Genomic DNA, 14,861 nt, shown 5'->3' with positions numbered 1-14,861 from the left:
AGGTTTATGAAGGGCGACAGAACAATGATCAACGACGATCAAAACACCACGACTTCTCTTGATTTGGCAAAAATTCGTGAAGATATCGATTCTGTTGATCAGCAAATTCAGCAATTGATTAACCGTCGGGCACGTTTGGCTGAAGCTGTGGCAAAAGCAAAGTTTGCTTCAGAAGAGAATCCGCTGTTTTACCGTCCAGAACGTGAAGCTCAGGTTTTGCGTAATGTCATGGAACGTAATGAAGGGCCATTGTCTGATACCACCATGGCACGTCTGTTCCGTGAAATCATGTCGGCCTGTCTGGCACTTGAAGCTCCGCAAAGCATTGCTTTCTTGGGACCAGTCGGGACCTATACTCATTCTGCGGTACTCAAGCACTTTGGCCATGATGCTGTGGTTCGTCCTTTACCGACCATTGATGAAGTTTTCCGTGACGTGGAAGCGGGTAGTGCCCATTATGGTCTGGTGCCGGTAGAAAATTCCTCTGAAGGCGTGGTTAACCATACTTTAGACTGTTTCAAAACCTCGAACCTGAATGTGATTGGCGAAGTTGAATTACCGATTCACCATCAGTTCCTGATTTCTGAAAATACCCGTAAAGACAGCATCAAACAGATTTATGCGCATCAGCAGACTTTGGCACAGTGCCGTAAGTGGCTGGATGCGCATTATCCAGGCGTGGAACGTGTCGCTTTAAGCTCCAACGCAGAAGCAGCGCGCCGTATTCGTAATGAATGGCATTCTGCCGCGATTGCCTCTGAAATTGCTGCGAGTATCTATGATCTCGAAATCATGCATAGCAATATCGAGGACAATCCGGAAAATACCACACGCTTCCTGGTGATTGGTCGTGAAAAAGTGCCTCAAAGTGGTAATGACAAGACTTCATTACTAATCTCAGCGCATGATCGTGCCGGAGCTTTGCTGGAAATTCTGGCGCCGTTTGCCAAGCACAATATCAGTCTGACCAGTATTGAAACCCGGCCTGCACTTCCTGAAAAATGGGCTTATGTGTTCTTCATTGATCTTGAAGGCCATATTGAGCAGGAACACGTGAAAGCAGCCATTGAAGAAATTCGTCCTTTGGTTAAAGAAGTTCGCGTGCTCGGTTCATATCCTGCAGCTGTACTTTAAGTCAGCTATATGTGGTCAGGGCGAGGGTACTGACCACTGTTTTATACCTAAAATTGGAAGTCTAAAATGTCGTTTGTTCCAGCCAATTCAGGCATCTCAAAATTAAAGCCATATCAACCGGGTAAACCGATCAGTGAACTTGAGCGCGAGTTGGGTCTTACCGATATCGTCAAACTGGCTTCAAATGAAAATCCGCTGGGTTGTTCAGATAAAGTCAAAGAAGCGGTCGCTGCGGAAATTGCTGAAATTGGCCGTTATCCAGATGGTGGTGGTTTTATCCTGAAAGATCAGATCAAAACCCAGTTTGGTTTTAATCATGATCAGATTACCTTGGGGAATGGTTCAAACGACTTACTGGAAATGTTTGCCCGTGCATTCGTTTCAGAAAATGATTCGGTGGTGTATAGCCAGCATGCTTTTGCGGTTTATGCATTGGTAACTCAAGCCATTAATGCGCAAGCGATTGAAGTACCAGCTAAAGGCTTCTCGCATGACTTGGAAGCAATGGCGGCTGCCATTCAGGACAACACCAAACTCGTTTTCATTGCAAACCCGAATAATCCAACCGGAACCTGGTTCGAAGAAGCTGAATTTGAAGCTTTCATGCAAAAAGTTCCTGCTAATGTCATCGTGGTTCTGGATGAAGCCTATGTGGAATATTTCCCGGAAAACTTCAACAGCTTGAAATTCCTTGCGCAATATCCAAACCTGATCGTTAGCCGTACTTTGTCGAAGTGTTATGGTTTGGCTGCACTACGTGTTGGTTTTGCTCTGGCTTCAGTTGAAGTGACAGATTACCTGAACCGTATTCGTCAACCATTTAATGTCAACCATTTAGCGATGGTCGCTGCGGTGGCTGCACTGAAAGATGAAGACTTTATCGCGCGTTCTCGTGAAGTGAATAAAGCCGGTATGGCGCAACTTGAAGCTGGCTTTAAGGCTTTGGGTCTTAACTATGTGCCTTCACGTGCCAACTTTATTCTGGTAGATGTACAGGCAGACCCATCAGCAACCTTCAATGGTTTGCTCAAACAAGGGGTGATTGTGCGTCCGGTTGGTATTTCAAATCACATTCGCGTATCGATTGGTACTGAAGCAGAAAATGCGAAATTCTTGAGCGCATTGGCTAAAGTACTCGGTTTAGAGGCAAAAGCTTAAACCATGTCGCAGCCACTGTTTGAAAAAGTTGCATTTATCGGGCTTGGACTGATTGGTTCAAGTCTGGCGCGTGTCATTCGAGCCGAGCATTTGGCCAATGACATCGTTGCATCGACACGTTCACAAAAGACTTTGGACGATGCTAAATCTCTTGGCCTGATTTCCGAAGGCTATGCCGATCCTGTAGAGGCGGTCAAAGGTGCTGATCTGGTAGTGCTTGCATTGCCGGTACGTGCCACGCAAAAGGTGTTGGAAGCCATTCAGCCTTATTTATCTCCCAATACCATTATTACTGATGTTGGTAGTACCAAAGGTAATGTGGTCGATGCAGCGAAAGCGGTTTTTGGCGATGAACTGCCTGAAGGTTTTGTACCGGGCCATCCGATTGCAGGTGCCGAGCATACCGGGGTGCATGCAGGTAAAGTTGATTTATTTGCCAATCACAAGGTGATCTTGACGCCACTGCCAAGCAGTGCAGACTGGGCCGTCGATAAACTGATTCAGCTGTGGCAAGCGGCGAAAGCCGAAGTGATTTGTATGGATGTCGACAAGCACGATGAAGTGCTGGCGCATACCAGTCATCTTCCGCATCTCATGGCATTCAACTTGGTTGAGCAATTGGCCAAGCGTGAAGACAATTTAGATATATTTCGTTATGCTGCCGGTGGCTTCCGGGATTTCTCGCGAATTGCCGCTAGCGATCCACAAATGTGGCATGACATCTTTTTTGCCAACAAAAAAGCAGTTCTGAATGCTGTTGATGGCTTTGAACAGCAGCTCGCGATTATTCGCAAATTGATTGAAGATGAAGATTCCCACGCATTGATGGGCTTATTGGGTCATGCGCAGGCAGCTCGCCAGCATTTCAACCATATGCTCGCCAAGAAACCTTTCATGGAGAAAAATAAAGTGACACAACAATTTACCATTCAGCCGGGTGCCAAGAAATTTCAGGGTAAATTTACCGTGCCAGGTGACAAATCTGTGTCACATCGCTCGATCATGTTTGGTGCGATTGCAGAAGGTACCACACATGTGACCGGCTTTTTGGAAGGTGAGGATGCTCTAGCGACACTGCAAGCTTTCCGTGATATGGGAGTCAGCATTGAAGGCCCTAAAAATGGTGAAGTCACCATTCATGGTGTTGGCATGCAAGGCTTAAAAGCGCCGCAGTCTGCCATTTATATGGGCAACTCAGGCACTTCAATGCGTTTGCTGTCGGGTATGCTAGCAGCACAGAAATTTGATTCAGTGATGACAGGGGATGCGTCATTGTCTAAACGTCCAATGGAGCGTATTGCCAAGCCTTTACGTGAAATGGGCGCGCAAATTCAGACCACTGGTGAGCGAGGTACGCCACCTGTATCCATCACCGGCAACCAAAACCTGAAAGGGATTCAGTACGATTTGCCAATGGCCTCTGCTCAGGTGAAATCAGGGATTCTACTTGCAGGTCTATGGGCGGAAGGTGAAACTTCGGTGACTGAACCAGAACCAACACGCGACCATACTGAACGTATGCTGCGTGCATTTGGTTATGAAGTGAAAACCGAAGGCAACCGAATTTCCCTGCAAGGTGGCGGCAAGTTAGTGGGTACCAACATTCAAGTGCCTTCAGATATTTCTTCAGCAGCCTTCTTTATGGTGGGTGCGGCCATTACTGAAAATTCGGACGTCACCCTTGAAGCGGTAGGCATTAACCCGACCCGTACTGGTGTGATTGAAATCCTCAAGCAAATGGGTGCGGACATTACAGTTGAAAACGAGCGTATTGCAGGCGGTGAACCGATTGCTGATATCCGTATTCGTGGTACACGTACATTAAAAGGGATTCATATGCCGGAAGATCAGGTGCCATTAGCAATTGATGAATTCCCGGCGCTATTCATTGCCGCTGCATGTGCTGAAGGTCAAACCATCCTGACCGGTGCTGCCGAGCTTCGCGTGAAAGAATCGGATCGTATTCAGGTCATGGCAGATGGTCTTCAAACCATGGGCATCGACTGTACCCCAACTGAAGATGGCATCATCATTGAAGGTAAGGGTAAGTCCGGTGACTGGTTGCCAATCTTTACGGGTGGTGAAATTGAATCGCATCACGATCACCGTATCGCGATGAGTTTTTCGATTGCCGGTTTGCGTAATTCGGAGCAGATCAAGATTGTCGGAACCGAAACGGTCGCAACCAGTTTCCCGACCTTCACAGAATTGACCTCAATCGCAGGACTGCCAATTCAAGTATCAGAATAATTTTTAAAATTATGTGAAACAGCCAAGCTTTTGCTTGGCTGTTTTGTTTATATTGCTTATGCTAAACCCATATAAGAAAAAAGCCATTTGGAAGTAGCGATGCGAAAATTAAAATTCATGGCCAATACCCAGAGCCAAACACCACGGGATGGTCAAGAAACCCAGGAATATGTAGCACATTTACTTGCCGAAAAATTAGGTAAATACGGTTTTCAGACCTTAAGCCAAAGTGGTGCTCAGGTTGCCGTCAGCGTAGAAGACCATGCGCTGCCTTTATCTGTGAGTTGCGAAACCAGAGATGAACAAGGGCATCTGGTCTGTGAGATTGCCTCATATCCTGAAGAAGAACAGGACTGGCTGGATCGTATCACCGAAAGAAGTTTGCTTAATCAGCTTGCACAGGCAGTGGAAACCTCTCTAAAAGAGCAGGAACGCTTTAGCGAGTTTGAATGGAAGAGCTAATTCAACAGACTCAATCAGCTTTGCCTACACTGCAAAGTAAACGCTTGATCCTGAATTGTTTTAAATCAGCCGATGCCAAAGAGACTTATGCTTCAATTACCCCGAGTTTGACACGTTTTATGGCGTGGGATGCACCAGATTCTGAACAGGGATTTGCAACAGTCTGGCAAAATTGGCTGGAAAATATGAACGATCATAAAGAATATGTATTTGTGATCCGTTATATTGAAACACAAGAATTTATTGGACTATGTGGTTTACATCGACTTCATGAGGAAATACCTGAAGTCGGTATTTGGATTCGTGAAACTGCACATGGTCATCATTATGGACATGAGGTAGTGCATTGTGTTGTGGCTTATGCTTTCAATACATTAGGGATTCAAGTTTTAAGCTACCCGGTAGCAGAAGAAAACTGGGCTAGCCGTAAAATTGCAGACCGCTTGGGTGGAAAAATTATCCGCTACATCGATAAGCCTAAATATCGGGCTGTGATGTATGAAATTTTTGCAGAAGATTTTGTCTTTTAATAAAAAAACCCATCATCTGATGGGTTTTTTTATTTAGCCAAGCGCTAAGTACCGGGTCATTGCGATCCGCAATTGCTTTAAATAGCCGGTAAAGAAGTGGTTGGCACCAGGTAATACGGTCACTAAATGGCGTTGTGGCTTTGCCCATTCAATCATATCTGAGAGCAAAGTTACTTCATCGGCTTCACCATGAATGAACAAAATGTCACCTTTAATGGCGGGTGTCACATAATGACGAATACCAGCCACTGTTGCAGTCGGCAGACCACATAAAATGGTTTGCTTTGGTTGCAGTTCTACGGGTAAGGCTGCATAGCTTTTTGCCATGACATGCGCACCAAAACTAAAACCGCCTGCATAAAAAGGCAGGGCAATATGCTGGTTGCGAGCGAACCGAATGACTTCTAATACATCATCCGTTTCACCGAAGCCCTCGTCGTGTATACCTTCACTTTGACCAGAACCACGGAAACTTGGACGATACACAATACAGCCACGTTCCAGATACATTTGTGCCAGTAAAACCGGAACCTTATGTTGTGGTGTACCGCCTTGCAATGGATGGGGGTGACAAACTACCGCGAATCCTTTCACTTCACCCTGAGGATAATCCACAAAAACTTCAATCTGACCCGCAGGCCCTTGAAGAAAAATTTGCTCGGGCATATAAAAACCGATGATTAACAGGAGAATCGTGCATTTTAACGATTATGGTGAATAAAAACATGAATTGGAATTAAAATAAGCAGACTGATATAGTTTGATTAATCATTTTTTGACCAGGTTGCCATGCTCGCTTTAATTTCTCCAGCCAAAACTCTCGATTACGATACTCCATTACCGACTGACCAATTTACTCAAGCGAGATTATTAGAACATTCACAGGACTTGATCAACGTTTGTCGCACACTTTCTGCAACAGAAATTTCCAGCTTAATGAGTGTTAGTGAAAAAATTGCCACTTTAAATACCGCACGTTTTAATGACTGGCAACCGGATTTTAATTTAGCCAATGCCCGTCAGGCGATTTTTGCATTTAAAGGCGATGTCTATACAGGTCTGGATGCCTATAGTTTAAAACATGAAGATCTGCACTATGCACAAGACCGTTTACGCATGTTGTCTGGATTATATGGACTCTTACGTCCCTTGGATTTGATGATGCCGTACCGTCTGGAAATGGGAACCAAATTGGCCAATTCCCGCGGGCATAACCTATATGACTTCTGGGCACATCACATTACTGATCTGATTAATCAGGATCTAGCAGCAGCAAATTCTGAAATCCTGGTGAATATCGCCTCTGATGAATATTATAAATCAGTCAACGAGCGCAAAATTCAGGCGGACATTATCAAGCCGGTATTTCTGGATCAGAAAAATGGCAAATATAAAGTGATTAGTTTCTATGCCAAAAAAGCACGGGGTCTTATGGCGCGTTTTATGATTGAAAATAAAATTGATCGTGTCGAAGAGCTAAAAGCTTTTAATACTGATGGCTATTATTTTGATGCAGACAGTTCACTCAAGGGAGAACTGGTATTCAAGCGTGATGAACAACTGAGTGCATAAATGAGATGATTCCCGGTATCCAGCATGAGGATATGTATGCCGGATATTGGGATGTCTTTATTATGGTTAGGTTCTTAACTAGTGTTCAACGTTTTGACTCTATGATGAGTGAAGTGTGGATGAACTGCATAATGAAAACTTCAAGATAGTTAAAAATAAAAAATATCGTTAAACACTTTGAAATCCCTCGCAAAATCTCCCTTATTTAGATCATTTTATTTTAAAAATTAAAGTTGAGCATTCTTGGAAAAGGCCGATAAAATAAACCGAAATAAGTTCTATTGAATAGGTTAGATTTCATTTATCTACATATTTTAATTTTGAATAAACTTCTTTTAGGTGGTTTAAAAAATATATTAAATTCAATTATTTAGTTTTTTTAAAAGGATTTTTAATAGGATCGATTTTTTGAAAAAAGAATTATAAATTAATTAAGTATTAATAAATAAAACGACATAAAATTAATATTTAGAGGATAAATAAATGCCTTCTATCGGGTTAAATGTAAACTATGTCACAAGTTTGTTAGGTTTTTTGTTAGCATAATTGCATAGTGTTACAAAGCAGCATAATAAAAATGAAAATATATGCTATCCCTGTTTTTGCCTTAATGATCAGTTTATTAGGATTTTGTGTCCATAAACAGTCCGAAATCAGAAAATATGAAAAGATCCGTCATGTCTTGAACGATGGACGTGATTCAAGCAAATTGCTGGAATCCAATCGGCATCGACATTAAGCAGGCTAGACAACCTTCTTTCGTTGATTGGGCTAAAATGATAAAATTAAATCAATAATAAATATAATAAATTTTTTTCAATATTCATCTGGAATATATTAATTTCTAATAAAGTGTAAAATCAAATAAGCAATAATAAATCAATGTGTTATAATTTGCCAACGATCAGGATGAAGCAGAATCCATCTTGTTAAGCATTTGATTTAAATCGTAAAATAAAGCTGCATAAAGGTTATGCAGCTTTTTTGTTTAGATTTTTTTTTGGGTTTTTATAGCATAGCCCTGGGGCTGTAAGCTGTTCCAACATTTTAACCCGTCAAATGGCTATGCTGGCATATTCGTTGCTAACACATCCTTAAAATTGATGAATTTTTTTTATAAAATTTCATTTATTTGACGGCTTGCTTAAAGCATTAAGTTTACTCAATAGGGGCTAGGTCATGACGACTCCTAATCCATCTTCAGAAAGTATGCTTGAACGTCTGTTTAAACTGAGTGAAAACAAAACCAGTTTCCGTACAGAAGTTCTTGCCGGTGTAACTACATTCTTAACGATGTGTTACATCATTATTGTCAATCCGATGATTTTGTCCGAAACGGGGATGGATCATGGGGCTGTCTTTGTAGCAACCTGTCTTGCAGCCGCGATTGGCTGTTTAGTCATGGGCTTGATTGCAAATTATCCAATTGCACTTGCACCAGGCATGGGCTTGAATGCCTTTTTTACCTATTCCGTATGTTTGGGAATGGGTGTGCCTTGGCAAACAGCACTTGGGGCTGTGTTTATCTCGGGTCTTGTGTTTATTGCGATCAGCATGTTCAAAATCCGTGAAGCCATTGTAAATGCGATTCCAATGTCGCTGAAACTGGCCATCGGTGGTGGTATTGGCTTATTCCTTGCGCTGATTGCTTTGAAAAATGCCGGCCTGATTGTGGATAATCCCGCTACATTGGTAGGTTTGGGTGATTTAAAACAACCATCGGTTTTACTTGCATTATTTGGTTTCCTTCTGGTTGTTGTGATGCATCACTTTAAAGTGCGTGGTGCGATCATCATCAGTATTTTGGTGTTAACCGGTATTTCAGCAGCATTGGGTCTGAGTGAATTTAAAGGTGTGGTTGGCGCAGTGCCATCGATTGCACCTACATTTATGCAAATGAGCTTTGAAGGTCTGTTCACTGCCAGTTTAATTGGCGTGATTTTTGTCTTCTTTCTGGTTGATCTGTTTGACTCAACCGGTACGCTCGTAGGTGTTTCACACCGTGCAGGCTTGTTGAAAGATGGCAAACTGCCGCGTTTGAAAAAAGCACTTTTTGCTGACTCTTCTGCAATTGTTGCAGGTGCAGCTTTAGGTACCTCATCGACTACACCATACATTGAATCTTCTGCAGGCGTAGCAGCCGGTGGCCGTACAGGTCTAACTGCTGTCGTAGTCGGTATCCTGTTTGTTGCCTGTTTGTTCCTGGCACCATTGGCACAGTCTGTACCAAGCTTTGCAACAGCGCCAGCGCTGTTATTTGTCGGTGTCTTAATGATTCAAGGTATCGTGCATATTGACTGGGAAGATATTACAGAAGCAGTCCCTGCATTTTTAACCATTGTATTTATGCCATTTACCTATTCGATTGCGGATGGTATTGCGATGGGCTTCATTAGCTATGCACTGATCAAATTGTTAACCGGTAAGGCATCAACTGTACCGTATATGGTCTGGATTATTGCAGTACTATGGACGCTTAAATTCGCACTATTTGGCGGCTAATTTTTCTAGATTTGGAAAGGGTGTAAACTCAGTTTGCACCCTTTTTTTATTATTTTAGGTTTCATGAGGAGAAGCGATGAACCGTCTTGAGTTGATTCGAGCTTTGCCAAAAGCTGAGCTTCATGTTCATATTGAGGGCACTTTTGAGCCTGAGCTAATGTTTGCGATCGCTCAGCGTAATAAAATTGCCATCCCGTATAAATCTGTTGAAGAAGTTAAACAGGCGTATAACTTTCATAATCTTCAGTCGTTCCTGGATATTTATTATGCTGGTGCAGCTGTATTGATTCATGAACAGGATTTTTATGATCTGGCTTGGGCGTATTTTGAAAAATGTGCTGAAGACCGGGTCGTGCATACTGAAATGTTCTTTGATCCACAAACCCATACCGACCGTGGCGTTGCTTTTTCAACCGTGATCAACGGCTTGCAAAAAGCCTGTGATGATGCCAAAGCTAAACTTGGCATCAGTTCACATCTGATTATGTGTTTCTTGCGTCATTTAAGTGAAGAGGCTGCTTTTGCAACACTGGAACAGGCCTTACCTTATAAAGACCAGATTATTGCGGTCGGTCTGGACTCAAGTGAAGTAGGGCATCCACCTTCAAAGTTTGAGCGTGTCTTTGCTAAAGCACGTGAAGCAGGTTTCTTGGTTGTAGCGCATGCAGGTGAAGAAGGCCCGGCAGCTTATGTCTGGGAAGCTTTAGATTTGCTGAAAGTGAATCGTATCGATCATGGTGTACGCTCTGAAGAAGATCTGGCGTTAATGCAGCGCCTGATTGCAGAGAAGATGCCACTGACGGTTTGTCCATTGTCAAACCTGAAACTCTGCGTCGTGGATGATATGCAGCAGCATAATATCCGTCGCCTCTTGCAACAAGGCGTGCACGTTACAGTCAATTCAGATGATCCATCTTATTTTGGTGGTTATATGAATGACAATTTTATTGCCATTGCTGAAGCACTGGATTTAAGCAATGAGGAACTCAAGCAGTTGGCCATTAACTCATTTGAAGCCTCTTTTATTACCGATACTGAAAAAGAGCAATGGATCAACCAGATCCGTGCCCTGGTTTAAGTTTTTAAATAAAAGGCAGGGTTCGCTCTGCCTTTGTTTTTATAGATGGATATGAAATTGAAAAATATAATTCTGCTCATCAGTAGCGTGTTGATATCTGCTTGCTCAAATGCGGATATGACTTTGACACAGCGTACTTTAAAACCCGTGATTGAATACCAATGTGCAAAAGAATTGAAAGCATCTAAATTCTGGACTGCCTCGACCTATTTTATGCAGGACAAAAATAAAGCTGAACTTGAACAGAATGTCTGTTCATGTGTAGGTGAGCATGCACTCAAGGATATTCCGGCAAGCACTTTACTGAAAGCGACTCTGGATGAAGAAGTAAAGTCAAAACTCACGCAACAGGCTATTGCAAACAGTCTGAAAGGCTGCATGACCGAGTTCTTAAAATAAAATCAGTTTTGCAATGAAAGCTGATTGAGTGTGGTTTTGCAGATTATTTTTTAGAAGATTTGGATTGTCGGGTCATGCTGTTGAGTACATGATCTTTATCGATAAAATGATGTTTCAGTGCTGCGAAAATATGTCCAACTAAAAGTAAGCCAACTGCCCAGGAAAGCCAGATATGTAGGGGTTTTACGATCGCGGTTACAGCCGGATTTTCTGCAATCAGTGCCGGCAGGTTAAATAAATATAGCACTGGTGCTGGATAGCCCAGACTCCAGCTATATAAACAGCCGGTGACAGGTAGAGCAATCAGCATAAAATACAAAGCCAGATGACCTGCATGTGCCAAAGTTTTCATCCGGGGTGACATAGTGTCCGGTAGTTCAGGGGCAGGATGGGTATAACGCCAGAAAATTCGCACAACCAACAGGAAAATAATGGTGGTGGCGATATTTTTATGCAGGGTGATGACATCGCCTTTAAAGCTGCCATCGACCTCATAACTTAAAAAATTCCCACTATAAAAACCAATCAGCCAGGCCGCAATAAAGATAACTGCCATGATCCAGTGCAACCATTGTGCCGTGCGCGTGTAATATTGTACTTTTTCCATGTGATTTTCGATTGCCCTCAAAGATGGATGCACCTTAGCAAAGGGCGAATCAGCCCAGCAATTCCAAATCTGCAACGCTATGGTGGCTTTCATGCAACATCCATTGAAATGGCTGGGTGCAGATTAAACATTCAGGATGATTTATAGATTTCTTATTCAGGTGAATTTCGGCACAATAGCGTCACGCTTCATATATGAATAAACAAGGAACAGATCTGTGAAAAAATTATTGGCTGCACTTGCTCCGCTTACTTTGGTTTTATCTGCTTGTGCAACAACAGGCAGCCCTGAAACGCAAACCACGACTCAACAGCTGGGTGGGGCTGCGCTTAAAATCGCGATCAATGCAAAATGTACGACTGAGCTGAATAATATTCCAGCATGGCAAACAGCTACACGTCTAATGACTACGACCCAAAAGCAGAATATCCAGACTGAAATTTGTGGCTGTGTCAGTGAAAAAGCACCCCAAAGCGTAACAGCGGTAGATTTGGCGACTGCAGCGATTGACCCGGCAGCACGTGCGACGATTGTCGGCAATGTGGTTGCAAAAACCATTAACGCTTGTGTAGCTGAAGCTGTAAACTAAGCCAAGATTAAATTGAAATAGGCTGACTGGTTCAGCCTATTTTTTATGGAAAAATAGACATGAAGATTGCGGGTGTAGATGAAGCAGGGCGTGGGCCATTAGTGGGTTCGGTGGTCGCTGCGGCAGTTATTTTGGATCCGAACAACCCGATTGAGGGTTTAAATGATTCTAAAAAACTCACTGAAAAGAAGCGTGAAAAACTTTTTATCGAGATTCAGGAAAAAGCGCTGGCATGGGCCATTGCTGAGGCTTCTGCGGCAGAGATTGATGAACATAATATTTTGCAAGCTTCTTTGCTGGCCATGCGCCGTGCTGTAGAAGCTTTGCCAGTTCAGCCTGAGCATGTATTGGTCGATGGCAACAAGATTCCACAGGGCCTTGCTATGAGCTGTGATGCCGTGGTGGGTGGTGATGCACTGCATGCTGAAATTTCAGCAGCCAGTATTCTGGCGAAAGTAACCCGTGATCATCAGATGATCGAGATGGACCAGAAGCATCCGCAATTTGGCTTTGCCAAGCACAAGGGTTATCCGACCAAGGCACATTTTGAAGCGATTGCCTTACATGGCGTGATTGATGAGCATCGTCGCAGTTTTGGGCCGGTAAAAAAGGTGATTGCAGCATTACAGCAGGGTGCAGAACTTTAAGTTTTATTTTAAATTATCTAAGTATTTAATATTTTTGTATAAAATTTAGACAAATTTAAAGCGGCTCAAAAGCCGCTTTATTCTTCGCACAAACATTAACGGTTAAAGTTATTTTGTGTCTGGCTATCGTCTTCATAAGAAGGTTGGTAATCTTGATCGATATGTTGAAGATGTTCATGCATTGCACGTTCATGCTGGATACGCTGGTAAATCTCTTCACGGTGCACAGAGACTTCTTTCGGAGCATTTACCCCGATACGAACCTGGTTACCTTTTACACCAAGCACAGTCACACTGACTTGATCACCAATCATTAAAGTTTCCCCGACGCGTCGAGTCAGAATCAGCATGTTTTTCTCCTTGCAAAATGCAAAACCTGCAATCTATTGAATATAAAACAAAAAGCACAACCAAAAATTACAAAATAAGATCTGGATAGAAATTCTGTCATCTGGGTGAAAGATTTTAATCTATCTCAGCTGGTTAAAAATCCTCAGGCTTAATATAACAGAGCCACTATAAAAAAAACTATAGTGGCTCTGCATTTTTGTAGACTTTTATAAAATACTGTCAAACAATGACAATATTCTGTCTTAACGCTTAAGCACGTGCGCTAGATTCGCCTTGTTCACGGTCTAAACCGAATGCGGTATGCAATGAACGAACCGCAAGTTCAAGATAATTTTCTTCAATGATCACAGAAATCTTGATTTCAGACGTCGAGATCATCAGGATGTTGATGCCTTCGTCTGCCAAAGCTGTGAACATTTTGCTTGCCACGCCGGCATGTGAACGCATGCCTACACCTACAATTGATACTTTTACGATATCTGAACGGGTCGCAACTTCACGCGCACCAATTTCTTGAGCAGTTGCTTCAAGAATGGCTTTGGCTTTATTTAATTCGCCACGGTTCACAGTAAAAGTGAAATCAGTTGTACCATCTTCTTCAACGTTCTGGATAATCATATCCACTTCAACATTGGCATCACCAATCGGGCACAAAATTTTAGAAGCAATACCCGGTTCGTCAGGCACACCTAAAATAGTTAATTTTGCTTCGTCACGGTTAAATGCGATACCGGAGATAATTGGCTGTTCCATGTTGTCTTCCAATTCAGTCGTAATAAGTGTACCAACGTTTTGCTTAAACTCTTCGTCGAATGCGCCATCGTTGTCATTGTCGAAGCTTGATAATACGCGTAAAGGCACCTGGTATTTACCAGCAAATTCAACTGAACGAATTTGCAGGACTTTAGAACCGAGTGACGCCATCTCAAGCATTTCTTCAAATGAAATACGATCAACTTTTTTTGCTTTTGGTGCAACACGTGGATCGGTGGTATATACACCGTCAACGTCGGTATAAATCTGGCATTCATCTGCTTTGAGTGCGGCAGCAATTGCAACACCTGAAGTATCAGAACCGCCACGCCCTAAAGTGGTGGTATTGCCATGTTCATCAAAACCCTGGAAACCGGCAACGACAAGTACGCGGCCTGCATCCAGATTTGAGTTCAGGACTTCAGTATCAATGGATTCGATACGTGCCTTATTGAATGAGCTGTCGGTTTTCATGCCAACCTGGCGACCTGTTAGTGATTTTGCTTCAACTCCAATTGAGTTCAGCGCCATTGCTAACATAGAAATCGTAACCTGTTCACCCGTAGATACCATTTGGTCTAGTTCACGTGGGTCAGGGGTTTCGGTAATGGCCTTCGCTAAAGCAAGCAGACGATTGGTTTCGCCACTCATTGCTGATACCACTACCACTACCTTGTGGCCGTGGTCATGCCAGCGCTTTACACGACGAGCAACATTTAAAATGCGCTCGGGAGTACCCATAGAGGTACCGCCATATTTTTGAACGATTAATGCCATAGTTGTTCCATATAAGCCATGACCCTGATGTACCTATCAGGGTCAGTTACAC

The 14,861-nt window shown here is 42.9% G+C and carries 15 protein-coding genes; 11 read left to right on the top strand and 4 right to left on the bottom strand.

Annotation, left to right across the window (positions count from 1 at the left end; genetic code table 11):
- The first annotated feature begins 24 nt into the window (after positions 1 to 24).
- The 5 genes from pheA (at position 25) to F995_RS04135 (ending at position 5,534) form a co-directional block, all read left to right on the top strand.
- A complete protein-coding gene (gene pheA / locus F995_RS04155; RefSeq protein ID WP_004645570.1) occupies positions 25 to 1,134 on the top strand; it encodes a prephenate dehydratase in 1,110 nt (369 codons plus the stop codon).
- 66 nt (positions 1,135 to 1,200) lie between these two features.
- Positions 1,201 to 2,292 carry a histidinol-phosphate transaminase gene (hisC, locus tag F995_RS04150; RefSeq protein WP_004645569.1) on the top strand — a complete coding sequence of 364 codons (1,092 nt, stop codon included), beginning with the start codon at positions 1,201 to 1,203 and terminating at the stop codon, positions 2,290 to 2,292.
- Positions 2,293 to 2,295: 3 nt separating this feature from the next.
- On the top strand, positions 2,296 to 4,542 hold the full coding sequence (locus F995_RS04145; protein WP_004645568.1) for a bifunctional prephenate dehydrogenase/3-phosphoshikimate 1-carboxyvinyltransferase: 2,247 nt from the start codon (positions 2,296 to 2,298) through the stop codon (positions 4,540 to 4,542).
- 99 nt (positions 4,543 to 4,641) lie between these two features.
- Entirely contained in the window at positions 4,642 to 5,004 is a 363-nt protein-coding gene (locus F995_RS04140; RefSeq protein ID WP_004645567.1) for a hypothetical protein, read from the top strand.
- Entirely contained in the window at positions 4,992 to 5,534 is a 543-nt protein-coding gene (locus tag F995_RS04135) for a GNAT family N-acetyltransferase (protein ID WP_004645566.1), read from the top strand. The genes F995_RS04140 and F995_RS04135 overlap by 13 nt, the downstream gene beginning before the upstream one ends.
- A 33-nt stretch (positions 5,535 to 5,567) precedes the next feature.
- Here the strand turns inward: F995_RS04135 and F995_RS04130 are convergent, their stop codons facing one another.
- The gene (locus F995_RS04130) at positions 5,568 to 6,200 is read right to left on the bottom strand and encodes an alpha/beta hydrolase (RefSeq protein WP_004645565.1); all 633 of its coding nucleotides are present in this window, start codon (positions 6,198 to 6,200) and stop codon (positions 5,568 to 5,570) included.
- A gap of 123 nt (positions 6,201 to 6,323) precedes the next feature.
- Here F995_RS04130 and yaaA point away from each other — a divergent pair, with 123 nt between their 5' ends.
- The 4 genes from yaaA (at position 6,324) to F995_RS04110 (ending at position 11,085) form a co-directional block, all read left to right on the top strand.
- Positions 6,324 to 7,106 (top strand): peroxide stress protein YaaA, encoded by a 783-nt coding sequence (gene yaaA, locus F995_RS04125; protein WP_004645564.1) that lies wholly within the window; start codon positions 6,324 to 6,326, stop codon positions 7,104 to 7,106.
- A gap of 1,179 nt (positions 7,107 to 8,285) precedes the next feature.
- Entirely contained in the window at positions 8,286 to 9,608 is a 1,323-nt protein-coding gene (locus F995_RS04120) for an NCS2 family permease (protein WP_004645563.1), read from the top strand.
- 76 nt (positions 9,609 to 9,684) lie between these two features.
- Positions 9,685 to 10,686: an adenosine deaminase gene (locus F995_RS04115; RefSeq protein WP_004645562.1), complete on the top strand. Its 1,002-nt coding sequence runs from the start codon at positions 9,685 to 9,687 to the stop codon at positions 10,684 to 10,686.
- A gap of 45 nt (positions 10,687 to 10,731) precedes the next feature.
- Positions 10,732 to 11,085: a hypothetical protein gene (locus F995_RS04110; protein WP_004645560.1), complete on the top strand. Its 354-nt coding sequence runs from the start codon at positions 10,732 to 10,734 to the stop codon at positions 11,083 to 11,085.
- 43 nt (positions 11,086 to 11,128) lie between these two features.
- Here the strand turns inward: F995_RS04110 and F995_RS04105 are convergent, their stop codons facing one another.
- Positions 11,129 to 11,692 carry a cytochrome b gene (locus F995_RS04105; protein WP_026055720.1) on the bottom strand — a complete coding sequence of 188 codons (564 nt, stop codon included), beginning with the start codon at positions 11,690 to 11,692 and terminating at the stop codon, positions 11,129 to 11,131.
- A gap of 217 nt (positions 11,693 to 11,909) precedes the next feature.
- On the opposite strand from F995_RS04105, the gene F995_RS04100 reads away from it, so the two are divergent.
- Complete coding sequence (locus F995_RS04100) at positions 11,910 to 12,281, top strand: hypothetical protein (protein WP_004278974.1); 372 nt, start codon at positions 11,910 to 11,912, stop codon at positions 12,279 to 12,281.
- Positions 12,282 to 12,340: 59 nt separating this feature from the next.
- A complete protein-coding gene (gene rnhB / locus F995_RS04095; RefSeq protein ID WP_004278973.1) occupies positions 12,341 to 12,928 on the top strand; it encodes a ribonuclease HII in 588 nt (195 codons plus the stop codon).
- A 95-nt stretch (positions 12,929 to 13,023) separates the two neighbouring features.
- Here the strand turns inward: rnhB and csrA are convergent, their stop codons facing one another.
- Positions 13,024 to 13,278 carry a carbon storage regulator CsrA gene (csrA, locus tag F995_RS04090; protein ID WP_004278972.1) on the bottom strand — a complete coding sequence of 85 codons (255 nt, stop codon included), beginning with the start codon at positions 13,276 to 13,278 and terminating at the stop codon, positions 13,024 to 13,026.
- A 250-nt stretch (positions 13,279 to 13,528) separates the two neighbouring features.
- On the bottom strand, positions 13,529 to 14,809 hold the full coding sequence (locus F995_RS04085) for an aspartate kinase (protein ID WP_004278971.1): 1,281 nt from the start codon (positions 14,807 to 14,809) through the stop codon (positions 13,529 to 13,531).
- Between the last annotated feature and the right edge of the window lie 52 nt (positions 14,810 to 14,861).

The organism is Acinetobacter sp. CIP A162 (genome assembly GCF_000367905.1).
Classification (GTDB): Bacteria; Pseudomonadota; Gammaproteobacteria; order Pseudomonadales; family Moraxellaceae; genus Acinetobacter; species Acinetobacter lwoffii.
Note: the sequence above shows the minus strand (reverse complement) of the source record. Positions and strands in the feature narration are given on the sequence as shown.

Bases quoted from the DNA above. Each gene is read 5' to 3' on its own strand.
- hisC (WP_004645569.1), top strand. From the start codon at position 1,201: ATGTCGTTTGTTCCAGCCAATTCAGGCATCTCAAAATTAAAGCCATAT.
- F995_RS04145 (WP_004645568.1), top strand. From the start codon at position 2,296: ATGTCGCAGCCACTGTTTGAAAAAGTTGCATTTATCGGGCTTGGACTG.
- rnhB (WP_004278973.1), top strand. From the start codon at position 12,341: ATGAAGATTGCGGGTGTAGATGAAGCAGGGCGTGGGCCATTAGTGGGT.
- F995_RS04105 (WP_026055720.1), bottom strand. From the start codon at position 11,692: ATGGAAAAAGTACAATATTACACGCGCACGGCACAATGGTTGCACTGG.
- pheA (WP_004645570.1), top strand. From the start codon at position 25: ATGATCAACGACGATCAAAACACCACGACTTCTCTTGATTTGGCAAAA.
- F995_RS04115 (WP_004645562.1), top strand. From the start codon at position 9,685: ATGAACCGTCTTGAGTTGATTCGAGCTTTGCCAAAAGCTGAGCTTCAT.
- F995_RS04130 (WP_004645565.1), bottom strand. From the start codon at position 6,200: ATGCCCGAGCAAATTTTTCTTCAAGGGCCTGCGGGTCAGATTGAAGTT.
- F995_RS04120 (WP_004645563.1), top strand. From the start codon at position 8,286: ATGACGACTCCTAATCCATCTTCAGAAAGTATGCTTGAACGTCTGTTT.
- F995_RS04135 (WP_004645566.1), top strand. From the start codon at position 4,992: ATGGAAGAGCTAATTCAACAGACTCAATCAGCTTTGCCTACACTGCAA.
- csrA (WP_004278972.1), bottom strand. From the start codon at position 13,278: ATGCTGATTCTGACTCGACGCGTCGGGGAAACTTTAATGATTGGTGAT.
- F995_RS04110 (WP_004645560.1), top strand. From the start codon at position 10,732: ATGGATATGAAATTGAAAAATATAATTCTGCTCATCAGTAGCGTGTTG.
- F995_RS04085 (WP_004278971.1), bottom strand. From the start codon at position 14,809: ATGGCATTAATCGTTCAAAAATATGGCGGTACCTCTATGGGTACTCCC.
- yaaA (WP_004645564.1), top strand. From the start codon at position 6,324: ATGCTCGCTTTAATTTCTCCAGCCAAAACTCTCGATTACGATACTCCA.
- F995_RS04140 (WP_004645567.1), top strand. From the start codon at position 4,642: ATGCGAAAATTAAAATTCATGGCCAATACCCAGAGCCAAACACCACGG.